The organism is Shimia ponticola (genome assembly GCF_007995215.1).
Classification (GTDB): domain Bacteria; phylum Pseudomonadota; class Alphaproteobacteria; order Rhodobacterales; family Rhodobacteraceae; genus Shimia_B; species Shimia_B ponticola.
The window spans coordinates 130695-153079 of record NZ_VCDK01000003.1 but is presented as its reverse complement, the minus strand read 5'-3'; the positions used below and the strand labels follow the sequence as shown (position 1 = coordinate 153079).

The following is a 22385-nucleotide window of genomic DNA, read 5'->3' as shown; positions in this document are numbered from 1 at the left end:
CCTCCTTTGCAAAATGTATTGACACAAGTCGCCATGTGGTGACACGATTTGTGATACATTGAGTCTTTGTAGGCATCCACGAAAGAATTGTAATGGATACAAAATGGGCTGACGGGCTGACCTTTCGCGACGGACCGAAGTATCTGGCGTTGAAAAACGCGATCCTGCGCGCGGTCGAGGGTGGTTATCTTGTCCCGGGCAATAAGCTGCCGCCTGTGCGGCAATTGGCTTGGACGCTGGGGATTACACCCGGAACAGTGGCGCGGGCTTACTCACTGTTGACAGAAGACGGCACTCTGACGGCTGGCGTTGGACGCGGCACTTTTGTGGCCGATACGAAAAAGGCCGCGCCAGAGGATATCTGGACACGTCAGACCGAGCCGCCAACAGAGGGTGAGGTGAGTCTGTTTAGTCCGCTATTGCCAGATGTTGGACAGGTTGCAGCAATCAAATCCTGCCTTGCAAGGGTGGGTGACCAAGATGCAAATGCGTTGCTACGATACCCAACGCGGGCCGCGTACCAGCCGATCCGCGAAGCGGCAGTGCGTTGGCTGGCCCACACCCCGATTGGCGCGGTTCATCACGAGGACCTTGTTTTGACGCATGGTGGGCAAAACGGGATCATGTTGTGCCTTCAGGCGATCGTATCCGGCCCGCGCCCGACAATCATGGTCGAAGAACTATCCTATGCTGGCTTCCGCCGCGCCGCTGAAATGCTGCGTATCAATGTTGTCCCTGTGCCGACGGACGAGAACGGCATTGTACCAGAGGCCTTGGATCGTGTGGCCCGGGAAAGCGGTGCTCAAGTGCTGTGTACATCGCCAGAGGTGCAAAACCCGATGGCGATGTTTACTCCGCTGGAGCGCCGCCAAGAGATCGCAAAAATCGCTGAACGGCGGGATTTCGCGATCCTGGAAGATGATTGTTACCGTATGGGCACCGCACATGCCCAAGGTTATCGCGCGCTTGCTTCGGATCGGTCCTGGTATGTGACGTCTATCTCAAAGCTCTTGACCCCCTCCATGCGTGTTGGGTTCGCGGTGGCACCGAAAGGGCAGGGACCTGCGCTACGCAGAGCGGCGGAATACGGATTCTTTGGATTGGCGTGGCCCTTGGCTGAAGCGACCAAGCTTCTCCTTGAGGATCCGCGTACCGACACATTGATCAAGGACGTGCGCAAGGTGTTTCAATCTTATCTTGAGATCACCGTAAACGCTTTGGGCCAGTTTGATCTGCGCTGGCAGCCGGATGTGCCCTTCGTTTGGCTAGAGCTGCCGCGCGGTTGGCGGTCGGCGGCGTTTTGCAGGGCAGCGGAACAACAGGGCATTCAAATAAGATCGGCAGATGAATTCGCACTTCGTGACACGCGCGTGCCGCAGGCCGTGCGCATCGCCATCAATGCGCAGGTGCCAAAGGAGCGGTTTGAGCAGGCCATGCGCCGTTTGCACGACCTTCTTGTCAGCCCGCCCGAGGTGATCGCGGTCTAAGGCAATCCAGCAGCGCCATAGGCAATGCCGAGCGCAAGCGCCGCTGCCGAGATGGCCAAAGAGTACAAAAACAGTTTCACCCGCGAAAACGGGCGTTCCCCGTAGGTCGTGCCGCGCAATCCGCAGGACACGATTTTATACGCTTTGCCCTTGTATGCGTAGTGCAGGATGTAAACCGGGAGAAGGATCCGGCGGTACCGGATATGGCTTGAGTCGGTCGTGAACCGGATATTGCTCAGGTGTCGATGGCTGTGCTGTTGAATGCGGTTCCTGATCAGTACGGCCTTGTCGTCGCGGTTGGCCTCCATGCCTTCTGCGACAGTCATGTGATGTCGTTCAGCCCCGAATCCGGCAAGGTAGGCGGGATCGTAAGGTTTCAGATTGCCTGGATTGAAATCGTGAATGACACCGTCCCGGATCAATGGCGTGATATGCGGAGAGGCTGGCACGAGTAGATCGTCAAAGAAGACCGTGAAATTGCCGCTGGTCTGTTTCACGACGGTGCGTTTGCCGCGTTTGACGCGGTATGATCCCCAGTAAGAAATTGCTTCTGAGCTGTCCAAGGTGAAAAACGGCGCATAGAGCGCGGCTGTCTTTCCCTTGGCTACGGCGTCGGCCAGATCGCTTGGTGCAGCCAAGCGGCCAGAAACCCAGCGCGCCACATTGGGGACAGTGTCGTCTTGGTCAATTTGAAACGGGATCAGGGCCATCGTCGCGAATTCTGTGTCTTGCGGTTCAAGCACGACGGGTCCGTTGCAATAGGCGCAGCGCTCGGACAAGGCCGCGCCGACAAATGTCACGCCGCCGCCGCAGGTTTCGCATCGGTGCACCGCAACGGCGACGGTGGATTGCGGATCGTCAGATGGCTGTCCGGGGTTATAGGGTGTCTCCTGAGCGGGATTGATGGACGCGCAGTGCTCAATGGTTTCGCCATTCCCGCAACTGTCGCAGCTCAGCCTTTGGGTGGGAGGATCAAATCGTCGTTGCCCGGCGCAAGTGGGACATTGCAGGTTTGATTGTTCCGAGGGCGCAGTCATCAGCGGTCCCCCAGCGCGGCCAGAATTTCGAGAATGATGTGCAGACGCAAAGCAGACCGTTCAAGCGCACGGTCAAGGTCGCCAGTCATGGCCCAATCGCCAATGATCGTTCCGCAGAACCAGATCGACAGGACCCACGCCACGATGATCGCCCAACCGCCGATCTCGCGCAGCCAGCCTGCGGAACCTTGGCGCAAATCATGCCGTGCCTCTTTGACGCGAATAAGCTTTTGCGCAGGCCATATGCCAACTACGGCCGCAACTGCGAGCACCGCGAGGGCGGATAAGACGGGAAAAACAAGCTCCAGCACTGGGGTAAAATAATACCTTATTTTTAAGTGGCTGATTTACATGAATTAAAACAGTTCTTCCGCTCTTGTATCAACGAGCGGGTGCAGTATAAGCGCGCAATCTGAATTCTCCACTTCGATGGGTCGACAAATGAAAACCTACACCGCAACTCCAGCGGATATCGACAAGAAATGGATCATCATCGACGCCGAAGGCGTGGTGTTGGGCCGTCTTGCTTCGATTATCGCGATGCGGCTGCGTGGCAAGCACAAAGCCACGTTCACGCCACACATGGACATGGGCGACAATGTGATCGTCATCAACGCCGAGAAGGTCCAATTGACCGGTAAGAAGCGCGAAGAGCGTCATTACTGGCACACCGGCCACCCCGGTGGGATCAAATCGCGCACCAAAGACCAGATGCTGACGGGTGACCACCCAGAGCGCGTTGTCACGCTGGCCGTCAAACGCATGCTGCCGGGCAACCGCCTGAGCCGTAAGCAGATGACCAACCTGCGCGTCTATGCTGGCACTGATCACCCGCATGAAGCTCAGAACCCAGAGGTTCTGGACGTCAAAGCGATGAACAAGAAAAACACACGGGTCTAAGGTAAGATGGCTGAAGAAATCAAATCGCTCGACGATCTCGCCGCTGTCGCCGCTGAAGGCGCGTCCGAGATGATGGAAGTCGAAACCGCCGCGCCACGTGAACCCGTGCGCGACGAACTGGGCCGCAGCTATGCGACCGGTAAACGGAAAGATGCGGTCGCACGTGTCTGGATCAAGCCGGGCTCCGGCAAGGTCACCGTAAACGGTAAGGACCAGGACAAATACTTTGCACGCCCCGTGCTGCAGCTGATCCTGCGTCAGCCCATGCAGGTTGCAGGCGTTGAAGGTGAATTCGACGTGATGGCCACCGTCAAGGGCGGCGGTCTGACCGGTCAAGCTGGTGCGGTCAAGCACGGCATCTCCAAAGCTCTGCAGCTTTATGATCCGTCGCTGCGCGGCGCTCTGAAAGCCGCTGGCTTCCTGACCCGTGACAGCCGCGTTGTGGAACGTAAGAAATACGGTAAGCGCAAGGCGCGCCGTAGCTTCCAGTTCTCCAAGCGTTAAGGCGTCTGAATATCAAAAGCGAAAAGGCCGCCCCCAGCAGGGCGGCCTTTTCTGTTGGTACCAATGTCCTTTGGCCTGGCGGTGGTAAACAGGACTTTAGAACGGAAGGTCGGCCCAACCACGGCGATAGAGCGCATCCCGCCCTCCGCCGATGATCACGAGAAGCGTCAATGGGAGGGTAAGGCCCATGAGATTTTGCTGGAACGCTGTCGTGAACGACGTTTGGTCAACACATCCGAGGCAATGTGCGAGGACCAAAACAAAGGTGAAAGCGGCGACCAGTCGTGTGCGCACGCCCAAGAAGATAAACAGTCCCAAACTCAGCACGAGCGCAAAATGTGCCGCATGCAATGCCGGGATTTGGCCGGTGCACAAACAAAAGATGTTTGTGCCATTCGAGTAGTCGATGAGGGAGTTGGAGGCATTGCCAACTTTTTGCAAATCAAGAAACGCCAGGTGCACGAGCGCGTAACCGGTGACGATCCGTAAACCTGTATGTGCGTAAGATGCGATGCCAGACATTTCGCATATCCTTTGGTTGACGCAAGGCGCCAGTGATCTGAATTACTTGAGTATTTTTGAATTTAATCGTTACAACTGACGCTACGTTGCCGCGAAGACGCAGCGTCTGTCGAGACGGAATGCTGCAAGCTTATGTTTGCAAAAACCCACCCTTGGGGTCTTTCGCCAGCGATTCCTCAATGAATTGCAATCCAACCCGCACAATCGGGTCCAACTTACGGCTGCTGTGGTAGCTGACCCAGACCGGAACAACATCATCGAACGCGGCTTCTTCGAGCGGCACAAGATCAGGCTGTTCGCGGGTAAATGCGACCGGCATCATCGCAGCTACTGGAATTTCCGACATCAAACTGGAGGAGAGGTTCAATCCTTCAACTGACAGCTTTGACTGACGGTTGAAATGCGTTTCCATCAGGGAATTGATCCGGCTGGCATGACCGCCATACGGAATGGATAGCCAGTCCGTGACCGCATCTTGATGTGCCTTGTGCACATACGGACGTAGCAGCAGCTTACCGAGTTTCCGCCGCATGATCCGGCCTTCTGTTGGTTCGTCAAACCCGACCGAGACATCGGTTTCAGCATAGGCGAGGCTTGCTGGGCGGAACAGCAAGTCGACATGCATGTCGTTATAGGACGTGAGAAATCCTGGCAGAGATTTGAGAAAGCCAAGCTGAAGGATCGCAAGTTCACAGGTCAGGCGCAAAGTCGCGCCCGGTGCGGGACCTTGTGAGCGTTCACCTTCGAGCAGGGTCAGGCTTGTTTCGGTGTCTCTGGCGATCGTGATCAGGTCGTGGCAGCGCTGGGTCGGCACCCATGACCGGTCTTGTTTCACAAAGAGCGTTTCGCCCATCGTCTCGGTCAGTCGATCAATGCGCCGCGACACCGTCGCAATATTTGTCCCCATCGCCAAAGCGGCGGCACTCATTGTGCCGTGGCGGTACAAAGCCAAACAGAACCGCAGATCATCCCAATGTTGCATCATATGCCTAATCACCCTTGATAGCACAGTGCCTTGGCTACGATGTAACGCATTACCTAGGCACAAGCTGTTGTCATCGGTGTAAAACCAAGTTTGCATTTTTGAAAAAAGAGCACTGAGGGGTACTTCGCCCCTCCGCTCGGATATTAGCCACACACTTTCGTATAGGTGGGTTTTCCGGTTGCATTTGTCGAGCGTCGTTGATGTGCTGTTTACATGTGGCAGGGGCGACTGAGAAATAGCGAGGCTGGCAAGGGGCTGTTGATGGTCAGCCCTCCATTCATCTACGCCCTACTGCTCCTTGCTGCGCCGATGGGTGCGATATTGTTGTTCAGCTTCTGGACCCAGGACTTCCTGACGCTGGACACGACACTGACGCTGAACAACTATCGCGAGTTCGTGGAAGAGCCGCTATATGGCGTGCTGCTGCAAAGGTCCTTGATCATTGCGGCGATGGTGACGCTTGTGACCGTCGTGCTGGCTTTTCCCATTGCCTATTTCGTCAGCTTCCACGTCGCGCCCGAACGCAAATCCCTTTGGCTGTTTCTGATCACCATTCCGTTCTGGACCAGCTATCTGGTGCGGGTCTTTCTCTGGAAAGTGATCCTTGGTTTCAACGGGGTTCTGAATTCTGGGCTCTTGGGGCTTGGGCTGATTGATGAACCGCTGACCTTCATCCTGTACAACGCCAACGCGGTGGTCATCACGCTGGCGCATGCCTTTGCACCATTTGCAATTCTGCCGATCTTTGTCGCGCTTGAGCGCATCGATCGCAGCCTTTTAGAGGCCGGGCAGGATCTGGGAGAAAGTCGATTGATGACGTTCTGGCGGGTGACATTGCCCTTGGCCACGCCCGGCATTGTGGCGGCTGTCTTGATCGTCTTCATTCCGACGATTGGCGATTACGTGACGCCGCGCCTTGTCGGCGGGCCGAACGGCCTGATGATTGCCAATATGATCCAGACACAGTTTCTAAAGCTGAACAACGCGCCCATGGGCGCTGCATTGGCGGTGATTGCGATGGTATCGGTATCGGTCATCGCCTTGGTCTTTGTGTGGCTGAACCGCAAATGGCTGAGGGTCAAACAATGAGCTTGCGCGCCTATGCCGTCGCCTACCTGATTTTCCTCTACGCGCCGATCTTTCTGCTGCCGCTGTTTGCCTTCAACGACAGCACGATCATCGCGTTTCCGCTGAGCGGGTTCACGACCGGATGGTTCACAGAACTGACCGAAACGCCAGCGCTGCACGCCGCGGTCAAGAATTCCCTGTTCATCGCGATCCTGACCGCGATCTTTTCGACCTTGCTGGGGATATGCGCCGCCAGAGCGGGTGCGAAATACGAGTTCCCAGCAAAACGCGGTATCCTTGGCCTGATCATGGTGCCGCTTGTTCTGCCTGAAATCATTGTGGGTGTATCGCTTCTTGTCGTTGTCGTGAACCTTTTGGACTGGTCGCTGTCTTCTTGGACGGTGATTGCCGCGCATGTGCTGATCTGCACACCGTTTTCGATCGCGATCCTGAACGGAGCATTTCAGAATATGGATGCGAGCCTAGAAGAGGCGGCGCTTGACCTTGGAGAGACACCGTGGAGCACGTTCCGTCTTGTAACACTGCCTCTTGTGATGCCGGGGATCATCTCGTCCTTGTTGATCAGTTTCACGATCAGCCTTGATGAATTTATCATCGCGTTCTTCCTGACCGGTGCTGAGCCGACTATGCCGGTCTATATCTGGGGGTTGCTGCGATTCCCGCAAAAACTGCCTGCTGTCATGGCGCTTGGGACCATTCTGGTCGTGGCGTCCATCATCATCCTGACCATCGCCGAACTGATGCGCCGTCGCGGCCTGAAGCGTGCTGGCCTGAAAGACACCGGAGGTTTCCTGTGACCCCGATCATTACGCTCACTGGCGTTCAAAAATACTATGGCGACTATCACGCGCTGCGCGATGTGGATTTGACGATAAACGAGGGCGAGTTTTTCTCTTTGCTGGGGCCATCGGGTTGCGGCAAGACCACGCTGTTACGGACCATCGCTGGCTTTGAGAACGCCTCTGACGGGGTGGTGATGCTCGGCGGCGCTGACATGGCTGGCGTGCCACCCAACAAGCGGCCGACCAATATGGTGTTCCAGAGTTACGCGATTTTCCCGCACCTGAACGTGGCCGAGAATGTTGCTTTTGGCCTGCGGAGACGTTCGGACCTTAGTAAGCAGGCAAAGGCCGATCTGGTGGATGAAGCGCTTGATATGGTCGGCCTGCAAGGGTTCGGGGGCAGGGCGGCCCATGCCCTGTCCGGTGGGCAAAGACAGCGCGTCGCGCTGGCACGTGCCTTGATCCTGAAACCCAAGGTGCTGTTGCTTGATGAACCTTTGTCCGCGCTGGACAAGAAGATGCGCGAGCAGATGCAGGCCGAGCTACGCCGTCTACAACGACAGGTGGGAATCACCTTTATTCTGGTCACCCATGATCAGGAAGAAGCACTGATCATGTCCGACCGCATCGCCGTCATGTTCGACGGGCGCATTGCGCAGGTGGCCGATCCGCAGACACTCTACCGTCGACCCGTGAACCGACAGGTCGCCGATTTCATTGGTGTCATGAACTTCCTTCCCGCAACATCGACCGCCTCGGAGGATGGGGTTGATGTGCAAATTGCAGGTTTCGGCGCTGCGTCTGTGGCGTCCGAACAATGCCCGGGCGGGATGCCAACGGGCGATGCGTCAGTGGGCATCAGACCCGAGATGATGACTTTGCTGTTCGACGGCCAACCATCCGAAGGCGCCGTGGCCATCGGCACCGTCGCAGAGCGATATTACTATGGCGACATGACTTATTATGAGGTGGAGTTTGAAGGCGTGTCCGAGCCGGTGACGCTATCGATGAAGAACCTCGTCGGGCGGCCAGTTCTGGAACGCGGCGATGCGGCGCGTGTGGCTTGGGACCCGCGTGCATTGGTGGTGTTTGAAGCGTAGCAAGCTTGCCAACAACGCCCCGGGACAAATCCTGGGCGTGTCGCGCTGGACGTCCCGGACTTTATCCGAGACCTCATTCGCAACGTCAGTCCTGCGGGATAAGCCCCAGACCTCGCAGGTAAATCCCGATACCCGTCTCAAGCAAATCTTCCGGAGGAAACGGGCTTCTTGTGCCGGGCGAGCCCCGCGCAAACAGCTCGACAACCCCATGGCTCATGGCCCAAACATGCGAGGAAAACATCTGAGGTGGTGGGCGCTTCTCGGGCGGGATGTTCTCTGACAGCTTCACAGCAGCGTCTTCCAGAACCTTCATGCCTTTGCTGGCGGCATCGTTCAGTTCAGGTGTCCGCTGAATTGAGATCCCGGATTCAAACATCGCCACGTAGTGACCGGGAAACTTGCGCGCAAAGGCCAGATAGGCGCGGCCGGTTGCCTCGAACGCGGCCAAGGCTGTGGGCTGACCATCGTTGTAGGCGTGTTCCATCAGATCTGAGAAGATCAGATATCCCTGCCGCGCGGCTTCGGCGATCAGGTCGTCTCGGCCTTCGAAATGCCGATAGACGGCAGCTGGGGTCACGCCTGCACGCTTTGCGGCTTCGGACAGGGTAAATCCGGTCGGGCCCTTTTCTTCGATCAGCACGATCGCGGCATCCACCAGCGCCTGACGCAGGTTGCCGTGGTGATAGCCACGTTTAGCCATCCCAGAGGTCGATACCTCCGGCGACCTTGTCATCAATCTTGCCAAGCCCCTTGTCGTCACGACCCGCGTAGTCGAATTGCGACAAGACCGATCTGATGGCATTCAGCCGCGCGCGTCGTTTGTCGTCGCTGCGGATGATGATCCAAGGGCAGGGTGCATTGGTGCGCGTCAGGGTTTCCTGAATGGCGTCCGTGTATGCGTCCCAGCGGTTCAGTCCTTCGACATCGATCCAAGACAGTTTCCACTGTTTCAACGGATCTTCTTCGCGGTCCATAAAGCGTTTGAGCTGCGTTGCGCGTCCGACGTTCAACCAGATCTTGCTGAGGTGGATGCCGTCATGGCGCAGCATGGACTCAAAGGGGCCCACCTGTTCGAACCATTGGGCACGCTCTTCGTCGGTACAGAAATCGAATACCTTTTCCACCACACCCCGGTTGTACCAAGAGCGGTCGAAAAAGGTGATCTCACCTTCGGCTGGCATGTGCGCGATATAGCGCTGCATGTACCATGACGCGGCCTCACGATCAGATGGCTTGCTGAGCGCGACAGTCTTGGCATGGCGCGGGTTCAGGTTTTCGCGAAAGCGACTGATTGTGCCGCCCTTGCCCGCGGCGTCCCGTCCCTCGAAGACGATGACGATCCGCTGGCCGGTATCCTTGGCCCATGTCTGAAACTTGACCAACTCGATCTGGATCGCGTCATAGGCGTCTTCGTAGTCGCCTTTGTCCATGCGTTTGTCATAGGGGTAGGACGGGTTCAGGATGTCGCCCTTCTTGGCGTCTTTGATGGCGTCCCGGACGTCTCCCGGCGCGCCGTTTTCATAAAAGGCCGAGATTGCACCGTCGAATGGTTTGCTCATGCCTGCCTCCCGTCTGGTTTTGTGCGACTATGGCGGTGCGTTGGGCCTAACGCAATCCGGCGCGGGACGCGGCGCGATCGATGGCGGCAATGCTTTCGGCTTCTGCCACGTGTTGTGGCATGTGTCCGATGCCCGGCAAGACGGTCAGATTTGCGCTCTCGACGCGTTCAGAAAAGGGGGCGGAGTGAACGTTGAGCGGCACAGTGGTGTCGGCATCACCGTGGACAATCTCAATCGGGAGCATCAGTTCGTCGTAGCGTTCAGATTGCTCTTCGATGTGGGGATAAAGCGTATTCACCTGCAGTGCATTCGCCCGAAACGACTTGGTCCGGATCGACAGCGGGGCACCGATATGTTCGGCATAGCCTTCAGGTGCGTCCTGTGGCGCAAAGATACCGTTGATCGTCGATTCCACATACGAGTCCGGAACAAACGCCGCGATCATCGGTGGAAACAGGGCGCCGCCGAGCGAAGATCCATTCACCCGGTAGAACAACCCAAGCTCACCCGGCCAAGGAAGTGCAACACCTGCGAGCGATACGACCGCCGCAGCCGGTTGGTCGAGCGCCCAAGCGTAAGCAACGGCACCGCCGAAGGATTGACCGACCACGATCGGGTTTTCGATCCCAAGCTGCTGCGCCGCCGCAGATAGGAACGCGGCCTGCTCTTGCGGGCTTTCTGCGTCGCCGTCGAACGGTCCGCCATAGCCCGCGATCCGCGCCGTGTATCCCATGCCGGGGCGGTCAAAGGCCGTCACCCGATAGTTCGCGCTGAGTTCCTCAACAAAGGAAAAGGTCCAGTCACGGGTGTTTCCGGATGCTCCGTGCAGGAGGATGACATCAGGGCCGCTGCCAGCCTGAACATAGTGAACCTGACGCCCGTCCACCTCGACAAACGCGCCTTCAGGCGGGAATTCGGCTTCTGCCCGGACTTCCTGTCGGGACGACATCACAGCAACGGTGGCATACCCGGCAAGCAACACACCCGCCACGATCAACAATTTCATAGACACTCACCTAGCTGCGCAGGTCCGTTGACGTCTGACCAATCAAAGACTGATCGAAAGGCGTCGTCAGATAAATCTCGGACACCCAGTTGCCATATAAGAGGTGCGCATGTGACCGCCACCGGTTTTGCGGTGGTTTCGTTGGGTCATTGTCTGGATAGTAGTTGCCCGGCACGTTGATCGGGGTGCCGTTGGCGACGTCGCGGTCATACTCTTCCTTCAACGTGCCACTGTCATATTCGAAGTGGTTGAAAATATAGAGCGCGCGGTGGTCGGCATCCTCCACAAGGCAGGGACCAACAACATCACTCCCAAGAAGTACCTTGAGGCCCGCAGCCTCGATCTCTTCTCGCGTGTTCTCTGTCCAGCGACTGACCGGAATCACGCAATCGTCCGAAAAACCGCGCAGATATGGCGAGGCCGGTTCGAGGTTTTGCTGGCGAAAGCATCCAAAGGCTTTCTCGTCCAACATGCGTTTGTCGACACCGTGGAAATGCTTGAGCAACGCCATACCGCCCCAGCAGACGCCAAAGGTCGAATGCACATTTGTCTGCGTCCAATCCATGACCTCTTGAAGCTCGTTCCAATAGGTCACTTCTTCGAACGGCAGGTGTTCGATCGGCGCGCCGGTGATGATAAAGCCATCGAATTTCTCATCGCGCACCTCCTGAAATGGGCGATAGAATTCGGCCATGTGGTCAGCAGCCGTATTCTTGGTCTGATGCTCGGTCATGCGGATCAGACGGAAGTCGATCTGCAATGGAGTCGCCCCAATCAGCCGGGCAAACTGGTTCTCGGTCTGAATCTTCTTGGGCATCAGGTTCAGCAAGCCGATCTTGAGTGGCCTGATATCCTGTTGCGCGGACTTTTCCTTGCCCATGACCATAACGCCTTCGCGGCTAAGCACGTCATAAGCAGGCAGGGTCCGGGGCAGGGTGATCGGCATGAGTTGATGTCCAGAATGTTGGGGGACTGCACCTAGGCGGATTTGGTGCGGCGTTCAATGGCCTGTGCGATGACATCGACAAAGTCGGCCTCGGTGCGCACCTCGGCAATTTCAGAGGCGGCAACAGTCACGCCCCAGTTCGCCATCGCGGCATAGATGGGTTGGCGATGTGCCAAGGCGCGTGTGTAGGTCCAGCGCACAAATGCATCCGGGTCGACGCGATCCGGCGCATTGCTGGTTTCGGTTAGATAATCGTTCCAAGCACGCTCTAGGAACGCCGGTTGGTAGCACATCGGTTTTGGCGCGCGGTCAAACCGACGGATCAACTCGTCCCGGTGTGCGTCCGTGCCTTCGATCCAGATCATCAGAGTGTTCTCGGACAAGGCCTTTAGGATCGGGTCGTTGGGATCCTTGGGATCTACGACCTCACAGATCGAGCCGCCGGTGTCACAAACGAAGTTTGGATAGTCATACAGGCGCTTGGCCCGTTCGATGAAATGCACCGTGTCCAGGAGCGTCGCGCGTTCGGCGGCGTCATGCTGGGCTTGTCTGCGCCGATATTCTTGAATCGGAAGGCCGCCTTTCGACGGATCGCCCGGTTTGCCCAAATAGGTGGACAGCGGCGCGAGGTTGTCGAAGGTGATGTTCGACGCGACATAGATCGAATCTGTGCGCAGCAACTCGGCCAGAAACGGGTTTTTCATCGCTTCGGCTTTGAAATTATCGGCGATGTGTTCGCCCATGTACCGGGTGCCGATCCGGTAATCGACGCTATAGTGAAACCACGTGCCCGTCTCGCGCAGCATGTTTGAGACATGCGTTTTGCCAAGCCCGGACATGGCAAAAAGGCAGGCATGCTTTGAGGGGGCATCGCGCCACGCCTGAGCGGAAGGATAAAGCATTGTGGTCCCCATTCGTGAACTTGGCCGCTGTCTAAGCAAGCTGCCTGTCAAAAGCTAGCGGCGGCGTGACAAGATGATCAAGCCGACAGCCAATATCCCGAAGCCAAGGAAGGCTTGTGGTGGAAGCGCTTCGTTCAGGAAGACCGTTCCAAGGACAATCGCGATGGGCGCGATCAAGAGCGTACAGATCGTGATATTGCCCGCCCCAGCCATGGCGAGGACGCGGTAGTACAGAAGGTAAGCCAGCGCCGTTGCAAAGACGGTGTAGTAGCCAATTGCGAGCCACGTGTCCAAGCTCAGCGAAAGGGTCATCTGCCCTTCGATGACTGCAGCTGTCGGAATGATGAGCAGCGTCGACGCGGTCAGCATGCCGGCAGCGCAGACGATGGGATGCACATCCGCCAACAGCTTGCGCGCGACGACCGCGGCGAAAGCATATGAGATGGTCGAGGCGATAACGGCCAATTGCGCAAGAGAGCGCAAATCCAATTGTGCGAGCGTTTGAATTCCGATGGCTGTGGCCACACCTAAAAAGCCAATCACGACACCAATCGATTTTTGCAAAGTCAGTTTTTCATCTTTGAAAAACAATGCAGCGACCAAAACACCCCAAATTGCAGTGCCCGCATTCAGAATCGATGTGAGTCCCGACTCGATATAAAGCTGGCTCCAGGCCTGAAGTGAAAAGGGAACGATATTATTCAAGAGCCCCATAATCGCAAAGGCGCCGATGACGCGGCGTGTTGTCGGGACGGGCAGACGGCGCAAGAAAACAACGCCCCAAAGCAACAAGGCGGCCCAACCCACGCGATGTGCGACCACGGTCAGTGGGCCAATTTCGTTCAATGCGATCCGGACCGATAAGAAAGTCCCGCCCCACAAAATGGACAAAACGATCAACTCGGCCCAAGCGCGACCCGACATGGATTTTTGAACGATCATTCGTTCGACATATCAGATCATTACATTCCGAAAACCCGGAAACGCACAAAAAAAGCCCCGCGAATTGCGGGGCTTTTCTGACGATATTTCTAAAGAGATTAGAATTCGTAGGTTAGGCGGAAGCCAACTGTGGTGACGGAGTTGTCTTCGAACGAGGCAACATCCTGTCCACCAACACCGGCGTCGGCATCGCCGATCCATGTGTAGCCCACACCGCCAGAGAAGGTCAGGCCGTCGGCTTCGTAACGAACACCGAGGTTCAGGCCAGTTTCACCGTCGGTTGGCGAAAGTGGAGACACGTTGTCGTCGTTGCTCGCTGCTTCGTAGGTGATGCCTGCCGACAGTGCCAGTGCATCGTTGATACGGCGCGCGATGCCAATCGAATAGCGCTGGCTGTCATCGAGATCGGCCAGGTCTGTCCCAAGAAGGGATGGGATCACATCAAACGATCCCCACTCTGCCCAGCGATAGTTGAAGGTCAGCAATGTATCAGCAGCGATACCTGTCTGGAAATCAACGTTGAACGACTGAGGTGTTGTGAAGTCGATCTTGTCTTCGCGTGTGGTCCCGGCAAGTTGCTCGGATGCGTTTGCGGTGTGGTCAACCTCCGAATGGTAGGTCACAGCGAGCCGCAACGCGATGTCTGGGATCTCATATGCTGCACCAAGTGTGTAGCCAAAGCCCCAGTCGTCTTCGATCTCTAGGTCGTAGAAACCAGCCGCAGCAGTTGTGTTCACAGCCGCGTTGAAGGCTGGCTGCAGTGCTCCGACGATACCTGCCGCGGTGGCTCCGGCGAATGCCACGGGAACCCCGAGTCCGGTAAGCTCAGCCGCGAGGTCGTCTGTTGCGCCTGCTGTACCTAGCGAAGCGGCTTGGATCACTTCATCGGACAGGCCCGTCGAAACAACGCCCGCCAAAGCATCCAGCGGGCCGCCGGTAAGCGCAGCGCTTACGCCAGCACGTGCACCTGCGAGGTACGCATCCGAACCCGAAACGCCAGCACGTGTGTATGCCAGACCGCCCAGAGCGATTTCACCCCCAGATTTCTGCGCACGAATACCACCAAAGACCGAAACACGCTCGTTCATTTGGTACTTGGCCATGAAGTTCAGCGATTCACCGGCAAAATCCGCTTTGGTCCCGGCAAGTGCCGCGGTGGTTGGATCACCTCCGTACAGAACGTCACCACCAAAGGCTTGATCGTATTGGAAGCCGAACGTGATATCCGACGGGCCATCAACCAAGGCGTATGCGCCCATCTGGGTAAAGCTTTGGCCGATGTCATAGTCGCCGGAACCGGTGTCATCTGTACCGGTGATCTTTGGGTTCACGCGTGCGATCGTCACGGCACCCGTACCGGGATCGCCGAACAGGAATGTCGTGCTCTGCTGCGAACGGTCCAAGCCACCAGCGGTTGCGGCTGTTGTCGTCAGCGCGATGGCCGCGCTGCTCATAAGTAGTTTCTTCATCTGTCTCTCCCTGACGCCCTGTGTGTCACTCGACCTCCCTCGGGCGCTTGTGCATAAATTGCGCGGGAAAGCGCTTGTGCGTCAATTTATGACGCGGCGTTAGGATGCTCTGTGTGTTCCAGCGTCACATTTTTGCAATCCGCGCCTCGCGCAGGATATTTGCGTAATTGCTGCCGAAAATCATCAACGCGCCGACAAGGACCCAGATGTCCAGCGGTTCATCGTAGAAGGCCATCCCAATCAAGGCGATCACGGGTAAACGCACGAAGTCCACCGGCATGATAGTGCTGGCCGGAGCGAGGCTGAGTGCCCTTGTCATGCAGAAATGCGCCACGAGCCCGGCAATGCCAATCACGACGAGCCAGGGGACCGAGGCTGGTGAGGGCAGTGCGATGTCACCGTCAAACCCGGCAAAGACAACGCCAAACACCGCCTGCATCGTTGTCAGGAAAAACAGAATGCAGGTGATGGTCTCGGTTCGGGTCAAAAGCTTTGTGGCGATAGCTGTCCCGGCAAACCCAATCGCCGCTGCCGCCGCAAATAGGATGCCCGGCTCAAGGTTGTTGAAATCGGGTCTCGCGACCACAAGAATTCCAACAAATCCGACGGCTGCGAATATCAGTTTTTGCCAACCGAGGCGTTCGCCCAGAAAGAGCGGCGCCAACAGCAAAACCCAAAGCGGCGCAGTGAACTCCAGCGCAAAGACCTGCGCAAGCGGAATGACGGTGATCGCGTAGAACCAGCAATTCTGGCCAAAGAAGTGCGCCATGTTCCGCGCCAGATGCAACCGCCAACGGTTGAGCCGCACCTCTCGCAGGGTGCCTGCGAAACCCGCGACACAGACAACAACGACAACGCCAAGGAGCGAGCGATACATCATGATTTCGAACGTATCGAGTTCGAAAGAAACCGCGCGCCCAGCGATCGCCATCGACGTAAACGACACGATTGCCCCGATCATCCACAACGCGGCTGTGATTGTTGTGCTCATCTACCGGCTTTCTTTGTCTGCGCCGTTTCCGTTCCGGATATTCATGAAGCGACAAGACCGCCCGCTACGCACTATTGTGCGGATACTTTTTGTCGATCAACCGGGCCTACATTACTCCCACTCAATCGTTCCCGGAGGTTTGGAGGTGATGTCATAGGTCACGCGATTGATCCCACGCACTTCGTTGATGATCCGCGTGGCGGTTTCGCCCAAGAATTCGTGGGTGAACGGATAGTAATCGGCGGTCATCCCATCAACAGACGTCACCGCCCGCAGCGCGCAGGCGTAGTCATAGGTGCGTCCATCACCCATCACACCGACGGTGCGCACAGGCAGAATCGCAACGAAAGCCTGCCAAATGTCATCGTAGAGACCGTGTTTCCGGATCTGGTCGATATAAACGGCATCCGCCTCGCGCAGGATATGCAGTTTTTCACGCGTGATTTCACCGGGGCAGCGGATCGCAAGGCCCGGTCCGGGGAAAGGGTGTCGCCCAATAAAGCTGGCTGGCAGGCCGAGTTCACGGCCCAGCGCGCGGACTTCGTCCTTGAACAACTCGCGCAGGGGTTCAACCAGCTTGAGGCCCATCTTCTCAGGCAGGCCGCCGACATTGTGGTGCGATTTGATCGTGACCGATGGTCCGCCGCTAAAGCTGACCGACTCGATTACGTCGGGGTACAACGTGCCTTGGGCAAGGAACTCTGCACCTTCAATCGTGTCAGCATGTTTCTGGAACACGTCGATAAACAGCCCACCAATGATTTTTCGCTTGGTTTCCGGGTCGCTGACGCCGTCCAGTTTGCCGAGGAAGAGATCGCTTTCATCGGCATGGATCAGTTTGAGGTTATAGTTCTCGCGGAACATGCCAACGACTTCCTCGGCTTCATTCTTGCGCAAGAGGCCGTGGTCTACAAAGACACAGGTGAGTTGCTCTCCGACTGCCTCGTGGATCAGGATCGCTGCAACCGAGCTGTCTACCCCACCCGACAGCGCGCAAATGACCTGTTTGTCGCCGACCTGCGCGCGGATCTTCTCGATCATCTGTTCGCGATAGGCGCCCATCGTCCAGTCGCCAGAGAAACCTGCCATTTTGACAAAGTTTTCATAGAGCGTTTTGCCGTTCGGGGTGTGGTGCACCTCGGGGTGAAATTGCACTGCGAAGAAACGACGCTCTAGATCAGCGGTGATGGCGAACGGCGCATTGGGTGACGTGCCATAGACCTCAAAACCCGGCGCAATCTTGGCAACATGGTCGCCGTGGCTCATCCACACCTGTTCCTGACCTTCGATGAACCATCCATTCAAAAGGTCAATCCGTTTGTCCGCAGGCGTCACATAGGCGCGGCCAAATTCGGCGGTGCCTTCGCCGCGTTTAACCTGGCCGCCGAGCATCTGCATCATGACCTGCTGACCATAGCAGATCCCGAGAATTGGAACGCCCAGATCAAAGACCTCTGCAGGTGGTCTCGGGGAGCCTTCGTCGATGACCGAAGCCGGTCCGCCTGAAAAAATCACCGCTTTTGGTGAGAATTCCGCGAGGAACTCTGCGGTTACGTTCTGAAACGGGTGAATCTCGCAATAGACATTCAATTCGCGCAGGCGGCGCGCGATCAGCTGCGTCACCTGGCTGCCAAAGTCGATGATGAGGAGGCGGTCGTGATCTGGAGTGCTCATGGTCGTGCTTTAGGCAAGCGATGGCATGGGCGCAAGCGCGACTGCGCAGGAAGAAAGCGACGACGCTCTGTCCGCAAATGTCGCTTTTTATCTCAAAACGGCGCAATCCCCCGCATCCCACCGAAGCGACATGCCTAAAAGCACTCAACCACAAAGCTCAGATGAGGAACGTGTTATGGAAAAGGTGGCAACACGGCGGACGCGTGGTGGCGGCGGTGCAGCGCGTCGGGCCGCACGGACAGGCGTCAAGATCGAGGCCGCTAAGTACATTGAACGCGCGATCCCGAACTTTGAGATCCTGAACGACGAAGCACTCGAAATCATCGAAGCCAACGCGGAGACGGTTTTGGAAGAAGTTGGTGTTGCGTTTGTCGACAACCCCGCAGCGCTCGAACGCTGGAAAGAGGCTGGCGCAGACGTAACAGGTGAGCGTGTCCGCATCCCGCGTGGCCTTGCGCGCAAGCTGTGCTCAACAGCGCCCTCGCAATTCACGCAGGTCGCCCGAAATCGCGACCGCGATGTGGTGATCGGTGGCAACACCCTCGTGACCGCACCCGTATACGGCCCACCCTTTGTGCGCGATGCCAATGGCGGGCGCCGATACGCCACGATGGCTGACTTCGAAAAATTCGTGAAGCTTGGCTACATGTCGAAATGGCTGCACCACTCCGGCGGGACAGTATGCGAGCCAACCGATGTCGCCGTGAACAAACGTCACCTCGATATGTTGCTGGCGCATATGACACTGTCAGACAAGCCGTTCATGGGATCCGTGACGGAACCCAGTCGTGCTCAAGACAGCGTAGAGATGTGCGAAATCCTGTTTGGCAAAGATTTCGTGCAGGAAAACACGGTGATGACATCGCTCATCAACATCAACTCGCCGTTGACCTTTGACAGCATCATGATGGGCGCGCTTGAGGTTTATGCGGCCAACAATCAGGCCTGTATCGTATCGCCATTCATCGTTGGCGGGGCCATGGCGCCGGTTTCGGTGGCAGGCACCCTGACGCAGGTCTTGGCCGAGGTGTTGGCAGGGATCGCTTACAGCCAATTGATCCGTCCGGGCGCACCGGTGATCTTTGGCACCTTCGTGACATCAATCGACATGAATTCCGGCGCGCCGACATTCGGGACGCCAGAAGCCAGCCAGATCTTGTCCGGGGCCGGTCAGTTGGCGCGTCGCATGGGGCTGCCATTCCGCTCGGGTGGCGGTCTGTGCGGGTCCAAGCTGCCTGATGCGCAGGCGGGATATGAGACGGCGAACACGCTGAATGCCGCGTTGCTCGGCGGCGTGAACTTCATGCTGCACTCGTGTGGGTGGCTCGAAGGCGGGCTAGTGTCATCTTTCGAGAAATTCGTGATGGATGCCGATCAGCTTGGCGTGCTGCACAAGCTGGCAGCCGGTGTTGCCGCGGACGAGAACGCGCAGGCCATGGATGCCATCCGCGAAGTCGGACCAGGTGGTCACTATCTCGATTGCGCGCATACCCATGCCAACTATCAGGATGCGTTCTGGCGCAGCGGGGTCTTTGATTACAAGCCCTTTGAAACATGGGCTGATGAAGGCGCACGTGACACGCAGGCGCTTGCGACAACGCGGGTCGAGCAGATGCTGGCCGGGTATCAGCAACCCGCGCTTGACCCCGGCATTTACGCCGCGCTTCAGGACTATGTCGCCCGCAAAAAGGCGTCTATGCCAGACGCCTTTGTTTGATTGATGCAATCGCGGTTGCTTAGGACGTCTCTTGACGCCGGAGCAACCGCGCTTCGCCCATGATGGCGATCAGGATGTCTACATGTTTGGCGACATCGTAGGTGGCGTCGCCATCGTTTCTTGCCGCGTTCAATCCGCGTTCGATCTCTAGCAATCGCATGACTGCCGCTCCGGGCGTTGGCGGATTGAACCCGCCGAGCACACGCTTAAGATGGCGTGTGCGTTCATAATCGGCCACGCCGTGTCGCGCTGCCGAGATCAGCAGGCGAGGACGACGAAGTGCGGATATCATCGAGAATAAGTCTTTCATAGGTTTGGCCCCTTTCCCTGTGGCGCTTGTTGCACAACCTATGAGTGTGTTGCGTCCTCCCCAAAAATAGCGAGCGCAGGTTTCAGATAAGTTTATCAAATCGAAACAATTCTGTCGGTTGTAGCGGATTTTAACGTTTAAGTAACCAACACACGCAACGGTTGTGATCAATTTTGGGGATAAGCCTGTGGATAAATGCCAAGGGTAGGGTGGTATGGACTATAAACGTCACGATCACATGCAGATCAATTTACCGAATTGGGTGCCGTCAGCCGCCCAGAATTATCTGATCCACACAGAGGCCGGTCAGTCCATTCGCGCGCTTGCGCGGGAAACCGGAGTGCATGCCTCAACGATCCTGCGTCAGGTGCGTCGGTTGGAACAAAAACGGGACGATCCGCTCGTTGATGAAGGGCTGCGCCGCTTGGGGCGCGCTCATTTTGCGCCCGTCACACGACAGGCCAACGAGGACCGCGCCGATATGAAACACTCTCCCATCAAGCTGCCTGAGCCGCCATCAGAGGAAGCCATCGCAAAAGAGGGACGTCGCATTCTGCGCCGTTTGTGTGAGACGGGGGCGGTACTTGCCGTGGCCAAAGAGATGGATAAGGCCGTGGTCGTGCGCGACACCAAGGATGGTGGCAATACACGCACGGCGGTTGTCGACCGCGAAATTGCCGCTGCCATGGCATTGAAAGAGTGGATTTCTTGCCCAGAACCCAGCGCCAGGATCGCATGCTACCGGATCACGTCTGTCGGGCGTGCAGCTTTGAAGCGCCTTTTGGCAGAGGCCGAAAACCGCGCTGCTAAAGAGGCTCAGGGCTTTGCAGAAGCTCAGGCGGGTTTTGCTGGAGCGCGCCAAGACTGGTCTGTCAGCGAAGACGAGGCCCCGCGTCAGATCCGATATAATCTGGCAGAAACCCCGCTGGCATCATTGTCCCGCCGCAAGGACAGAGACGGTAAACCGTTCCTGTCAGAGGATCTCGTCGCGGCCGGGGAACAGTTGCGCGAGGATTTCGAATTGGCGCAAATGGCGCCGCAATCCACCCAGAATTGGGAGCGATACGTAACAAGTGGCAGGAGCGACCCTCTGGCCGTTGACGGATTGCGTGGCCCGGATGCAGCGCGTGAGCGTGTCCAGCAGGCGCTTGCAGATTTGGGGCCGGGCCTAGGGGATGTCGTGCTCCGGTGTTGCTGTTTCCTCGAAGGGATGGAAGCCGCCGAGAAACGGATGGGCTGGTCAGCGCGCTCCGGCAAGATCGTACTCAGGATCGCATTGATCCGCCTAAAGCGGCACTACGAAGAACGGCACGGACGTCACGGTCCCATGATCGGTTGAAGCTACCGCATAGTTAGCATGCAGGGGCGCAGCCATGCGCCCTGTGCAATCCCGCTGCTCTTGTCGCAATAGCGACATCGCGCCGTTGGACATTGAGACCCGCTACCCTTAGGTAAGCACCAGTGACCCAACCACGCGACCGTGAGGGCAGCAATGCGCGACTTGACCATTCCAGCCGAACGCCACCCAGAGAAGGCGCACAAGGCAGATAACCCGCAGCCTAAGAAACCGGACTGGATCCGCGTCAAGGCACCCGTGGGCGAGGGATACAAAGCTACGCGCGAGATCATGCGCGAAAACAAGCTTGTGACGGTGTGCGAAGAGGCAGGATGCCCCAATGTGGGCGAATGCTGGAACCAAGGTCACGCCACGATGATGATCATGGGCGAGGTCTGCACGCGCGCTTGCACGTTCTGCAACATCGCAACCGGCAAGCCGCCAGAAGATCTGGACCCGTTCGAACCCGGGCGCGTGGCCCATGCCGTGAAAAAGCTGGACCTGAACCATGTGGTGGTCACATCCGTTGACCGCGATGACGTTAAAGATGGCGGTGCAGAGCATTTCGCCCAGACCATCCGAGCGATCCGCAAGCAGTCGCCATCGACGACCATCGAAATCCTGACACCTGACTTTATCCGCTGTGATGACAGCGTTCTTGAGACAGTTGTCGAGGCGCGGCCAGACGTCTTTAACCACAACCTAGAAACCGTCCCGGGGCTTTACCCAGAGGTGCGGCCAGGTGCGCGGTATTTCCACTCGCTCCGCCTCTTGCAACGGGTCAAGGAACTGGACCCCACGATGTTCACCAAATCCGGTATCATGGTGGGCCTTGGGGAAACCCGGCAGCAGGTTGTTCAGGTCATGGACGACATGCGAGCCGCCGATATCGATTTTCTGACGATCGGCCAGTATCTTCAGCCAACGCCAAAGCACCACGCCGTGGATCGCTTTGTGACGCCCGAAGAGTTTGCAAGCTATGAAAAAACGGCTTGGAACAAGGGCTTCGTGATGGTCTCTGCCACGCCGCTCACGCGGTCATCTTACCACGCTGGTGATGATTTTGCCCGTCTGCGGGCAGCGCGGGATGCAAAGCTGGCACAGCGCTAATCAGTTAAGAACGGCAA

The 22385-nt window shown here is 57.3% G+C and carries 23 protein-coding genes; 10 read left to right on the top strand and 13 right to left on the bottom strand.

What is annotated here, in order from left to right; translation table 11 throughout:
* Nucleotides 1–92 precede the first annotated feature (92 nt).
* Nucleotides 93–1487, top strand: coding sequence for an aminotransferase-like domain-containing protein (locus tag FE702_RS04200; RefSeq protein ID WP_147125020.1), 1395 nt, complete (start codon nucleotides 93–95; stop codon nucleotides 1485–1487).
* Here FE702_RS04200 and FE702_RS04195 read toward each other — a convergent pair.
* On the bottom strand, nucleotides 1484–2524 hold the full coding sequence (locus tag FE702_RS04195) for a hypothetical protein (RefSeq protein WP_147125019.1): 1041 nt from the start codon (nucleotides 2522–2524) through the stop codon (nucleotides 1484–1486). The genes FE702_RS04200 and FE702_RS04195 overlap by 4 nt on opposite strands.
* Nucleotides 2524–2796, bottom strand: coding sequence for a hypothetical protein (locus FE702_RS04190; protein WP_147125018.1), 273 nt, complete (start codon nucleotides 2794–2796; stop codon nucleotides 2524–2526). Before FE702_RS04190 ends, FE702_RS04195 begins: the two co-directional genes overlap by 1 nt.
* Nucleotides 2797–2965: 169 nt before the next feature.
* On the opposite strand from FE702_RS04190, the gene rplM reads away from it, so the two are divergent.
* The 3 genes from rplM to FE702_RS04175 all read left to right on the top strand — a co-directional run bounded on the left by rplM (nucleotide 2966) and on the right by FE702_RS04175 (nucleotide 4417).
* On the top strand, nucleotides 2966–3424 hold the full coding sequence (gene rplM, locus FE702_RS04185; protein ID WP_147125017.1) for a 50S ribosomal protein L13: 459 nt from the start codon (nucleotides 2966–2968) through the stop codon (nucleotides 3422–3424).
* 6 nt (nucleotides 3425–3430) lie between these two features.
* Complete coding sequence (rpsI, locus tag FE702_RS04180; protein WP_147125016.1) at nucleotides 3431–3928, top strand: 30S ribosomal protein S9; 498 nt, start codon at nucleotides 3431–3433, stop codon at nucleotides 3926–3928.
* A 63-nt stretch (nucleotides 3929–3991) separates the two neighbouring features.
* On the top strand, nucleotides 3992–4417 hold the full coding sequence (locus tag FE702_RS04175) for a hypothetical protein (RefSeq protein ID WP_147125015.1): 426 nt from the start codon (nucleotides 3992–3994) through the stop codon (nucleotides 4415–4417).
* 163 nt (nucleotides 4418–4580) lie between these two features.
* Here the strand turns inward: FE702_RS04175 and FE702_RS04170 are convergent, their stop codons facing one another.
* On the bottom strand, nucleotides 4581–5435 hold the full coding sequence (locus FE702_RS04170; protein WP_186826978.1) for a LysR family transcriptional regulator: 855 nt from the start codon (nucleotides 5433–5435) through the stop codon (nucleotides 4581–4583).
* Nucleotides 5436–5696: 261 nt separating this feature from the next.
* Between FE702_RS04170 and FE702_RS04165 the strand changes: the two genes are divergently transcribed.
* From FE702_RS04165 to FE702_RS04155, 3 genes are read left to right on the top strand one after another with little or no spacing between them, the layout of a single operon-like run.
* Nucleotides 5697–6524: an ABC transporter permease gene (locus FE702_RS04165; RefSeq protein WP_430303142.1), complete on the top strand. Its 828-nt coding sequence runs from the start codon at nucleotides 5697–5699 to the stop codon at nucleotides 6522–6524.
* Nucleotides 6521–7321, top strand: a complete 801-nt coding sequence (locus FE702_RS04160; RefSeq protein WP_147125012.1) for an ABC transporter permease — start codon at nucleotides 6521–6523, stop codon at nucleotides 7319–7321. Before FE702_RS04165 ends, FE702_RS04160 begins: the two co-directional genes overlap by 4 nt.
* Nucleotides 7318–8406, top strand: coding sequence for an ABC transporter ATP-binding protein (locus FE702_RS04155; protein ID WP_147125011.1), 1089 nt, complete (start codon nucleotides 7318–7320; stop codon nucleotides 8404–8406). Before FE702_RS04160 ends, FE702_RS04155 begins: the two co-directional genes overlap by 4 nt.
* An 85-nt stretch (nucleotides 8407–8491) precedes the next feature.
* Here the strand turns inward: FE702_RS04155 and FE702_RS04150 are convergent, their stop codons facing one another.
* The 9 genes from FE702_RS04150 to guaA form a co-directional block, all read right to left on the bottom strand.
* Nucleotides 8492–9106 carry a TetR/AcrR family transcriptional regulator gene (locus FE702_RS04150; protein WP_147125010.1) on the bottom strand — a complete coding sequence of 205 codons (615 nt, stop codon included), beginning with the start codon at nucleotides 9104–9106 and terminating at the stop codon, nucleotides 8492–8494.
* On the bottom strand, nucleotides 9099–9965 hold the full coding sequence (gene ppk2, locus FE702_RS04145) for a polyphosphate kinase 2 (RefSeq protein WP_147125009.1): 867 nt from the start codon (nucleotides 9963–9965) through the stop codon (nucleotides 9099–9101). The genes FE702_RS04150 and ppk2 overlap by 8 nt, the downstream gene beginning before the upstream one ends.
* Before the next feature lie 46 nt (nucleotides 9966–10011).
* Nucleotides 10012–10971, bottom strand: a complete 960-nt coding sequence (locus FE702_RS04140) for an alpha/beta fold hydrolase (RefSeq protein ID WP_186826977.1) — start codon at nucleotides 10969–10971, stop codon at nucleotides 10012–10014.
* Between the two features lie 10 nt (nucleotides 10972–10981).
* Entirely contained in the window at nucleotides 10982–11917 is a 936-nt protein-coding gene (locus tag FE702_RS04135; protein WP_147125008.1) for a homoserine O-succinyltransferase, read from the bottom strand.
* Between the two features lie 32 nt (nucleotides 11918–11949).
* Nucleotides 11950–12819: an ATPase gene (locus FE702_RS04130; RefSeq protein ID WP_147125007.1), complete on the bottom strand. Its 870-nt coding sequence runs from the start codon at nucleotides 12817–12819 to the stop codon at nucleotides 11950–11952.
* Between the two features lie 54 nt (nucleotides 12820–12873).
* On the bottom strand, nucleotides 12874–13761 hold the full coding sequence (locus FE702_RS04125; RefSeq protein ID WP_147125006.1) for a DMT family transporter: 888 nt from the start codon (nucleotides 13759–13761) through the stop codon (nucleotides 12874–12876).
* Nucleotides 13762–13859: 98 nt separating this feature from the next.
* Complete coding sequence (locus tag FE702_RS04120) at nucleotides 13860–15230, bottom strand: OmpP1/FadL family transporter (protein WP_147125005.1); 1371 nt, start codon at nucleotides 15228–15230, stop codon at nucleotides 13860–13862.
* A 124-nt stretch (nucleotides 15231–15354) separates the two neighbouring features.
* Nucleotides 15355–16221 (bottom strand): DMT family transporter, encoded by an 867-nt coding sequence (locus FE702_RS04115; RefSeq protein ID WP_147125004.1) that lies wholly within the window; start codon nucleotides 16219–16221, stop codon nucleotides 15355–15357.
* A gap of 111 nt (nucleotides 16222–16332) precedes the next feature.
* Complete coding sequence (guaA, locus tag FE702_RS04110; RefSeq protein ID WP_147125003.1) at nucleotides 16333–17895, bottom strand: glutamine-hydrolyzing GMP synthase; 1563 nt, start codon at nucleotides 17893–17895, stop codon at nucleotides 16333–16335.
* A 175-nt stretch (nucleotides 17896–18070) separates the two neighbouring features.
* Between guaA and FE702_RS04105 the strand changes: the two genes are divergently transcribed.
* Entirely contained in the window at nucleotides 18071–19612 is a 1542-nt protein-coding gene (locus FE702_RS04105; protein ID WP_147125002.1) for a trimethylamine methyltransferase family protein, read from the top strand.
* Nucleotides 19613–19631: 19 nt separating this feature from the next.
* On the opposite strand, the gene FE702_RS04100 is transcribed toward FE702_RS04105, so the two are convergent.
* Nucleotides 19632–19922 (bottom strand): DUF6477 family protein, encoded by a 291-nt coding sequence (locus tag FE702_RS04100; protein ID WP_147125001.1) that lies wholly within the window; start codon nucleotides 19920–19922, stop codon nucleotides 19632–19634.
* A gap of 214 nt (nucleotides 19923–20136) precedes the next feature.
* Here FE702_RS04100 and FE702_RS04095 point away from each other — a divergent pair, with 214 nt between their 5' ends.
* Together FE702_RS04095 and lipA are read left to right on the top strand one after the other, a co-directional pair.
* Nucleotides 20137–21261: a DUF6456 domain-containing protein gene (locus FE702_RS04095; RefSeq protein ID WP_255449580.1), complete on the top strand. Its 1125-nt coding sequence runs from the start codon at nucleotides 20137–20139 to the stop codon at nucleotides 21259–21261.
* A gap of 153 nt (nucleotides 21262–21414) precedes the next feature.
* A complete protein-coding gene (lipA, locus tag FE702_RS04090; protein ID WP_147125000.1) occupies nucleotides 21415–22368 on the top strand; it encodes a lipoyl synthase in 954 nt (317 codons plus the stop codon).
* Nucleotides 22369–22385: the final 17 nt, after the last annotated feature.

What these genes read in the sequence shown, in the direction of transcription:
- FE702_RS04200 (WP_147125020.1), top strand. Translation starts at nt 93, where the DNA reads ATGGATACAAAATGGGCTGACGGGCTGACCTTTCGCGACGGACCGAAG.
- FE702_RS04195 (WP_147125019.1), bottom strand. Translation starts at nt 2,524, where the DNA reads ATGACTGCGCCCTCGGAACAATCAAACCTGCAATGTCCCACTTGCGCC.
- rplM (WP_147125017.1), top strand. Translation starts at nt 2,966, where the DNA reads ATGAAAACCTACACCGCAACTCCAGCGGATATCGACAAGAAATGGATC.
- rpsI (WP_147125016.1), top strand. Translation starts at nt 3,431, where the DNA reads ATGGCTGAAGAAATCAAATCGCTCGACGATCTCGCCGCTGTCGCCGCT.
- FE702_RS04175 (WP_147125015.1), top strand. Translation starts at nt 3,992, where the DNA reads ATGTCCTTTGGCCTGGCGGTGGTAAACAGGACTTTAGAACGGAAGGTC.
- FE702_RS04170 (WP_186826978.1), bottom strand. Translation starts at nt 5,435, where the DNA reads ATGATGCAACATTGGGATGATCTGCGGTTCTGTTTGGCTTTGTACCGC.
- FE702_RS04165 (WP_430303142.1), top strand. Translation starts at nt 5,697, where the DNA reads ATGGTCAGCCCTCCATTCATCTACGCCCTACTGCTCCTTGCTGCGCCG.
- FE702_RS04160 (WP_147125012.1), top strand. Translation starts at nt 6,521, where the DNA reads ATGAGCTTGCGCGCCTATGCCGTCGCCTACCTGATTTTCCTCTACGCG.
- FE702_RS04150 (WP_147125010.1), bottom strand. Translation starts at nt 9,106, where the DNA reads ATGGCTAAACGTGGCTATCACCACGGCAACCTGCGTCAGGCGCTGGTG.
- ppk2 (WP_147125009.1), bottom strand. Translation starts at nt 9,965, where the DNA reads ATGAGCAAACCATTCGACGGTGCAATCTCGGCCTTTTATGAAAACGGC.
- FE702_RS04140 (WP_186826977.1), bottom strand. Translation starts at nt 10,971, where the DNA reads ATGAAATTGTTGATCGTGGCGGGTGTGTTGCTTGCCGGGTATGCCACC.
- FE702_RS04135 (WP_147125008.1), bottom strand. Translation starts at nt 11,917, where the DNA reads ATGCCGATCACCCTGCCCCGGACCCTGCCTGCTTATGACGTGCTTAGC.
- FE702_RS04130 (WP_147125007.1), bottom strand. Translation starts at nt 12,819, where the DNA reads ATGCTTTATCCTTCCGCTCAGGCGTGGCGCGATGCCCCCTCAAAGCAT.
- FE702_RS04125 (WP_147125006.1), bottom strand. Translation starts at nt 13,761, where the DNA reads ATGATCGTTCAAAAATCCATGTCGGGTCGCGCTTGGGCCGAGTTGATC.
- FE702_RS04120 (WP_147125005.1), bottom strand. Translation starts at nt 15,230, where the DNA reads ATGAAGAAACTACTTATGAGCAGCGCGGCCATCGCGCTGACGACAACA.
- FE702_RS04115 (WP_147125004.1), bottom strand. Translation starts at nt 16,221, where the DNA reads ATGAGCACAACAATCACAGCCGCGTTGTGGATGATCGGGGCAATCGTG.
- guaA (WP_147125003.1), bottom strand. Translation starts at nt 17,895, where the DNA reads ATGAGCACTCCAGATCACGACCGCCTCCTCATCATCGACTTTGGCAGC.
- FE702_RS04105 (WP_147125002.1), top strand. Translation starts at nt 18,071, where the DNA reads ATGGAAAAGGTGGCAACACGGCGGACGCGTGGTGGCGGCGGTGCAGCG.
- FE702_RS04100 (WP_147125001.1), bottom strand. Translation starts at nt 19,922, where the DNA reads ATGAAAGACTTATTCTCGATGATATCCGCACTTCGTCGTCCTCGCCTG.
- FE702_RS04095 (WP_255449580.1), top strand. Translation starts at nt 20,137, where the DNA reads ATGGACTATAAACGTCACGATCACATGCAGATCAATTTACCGAATTGG.
- lipA (WP_147125000.1), top strand. Translation starts at nt 21,415, where the DNA reads ATGCGCGACTTGACCATTCCAGCCGAACGCCACCCAGAGAAGGCGCAC.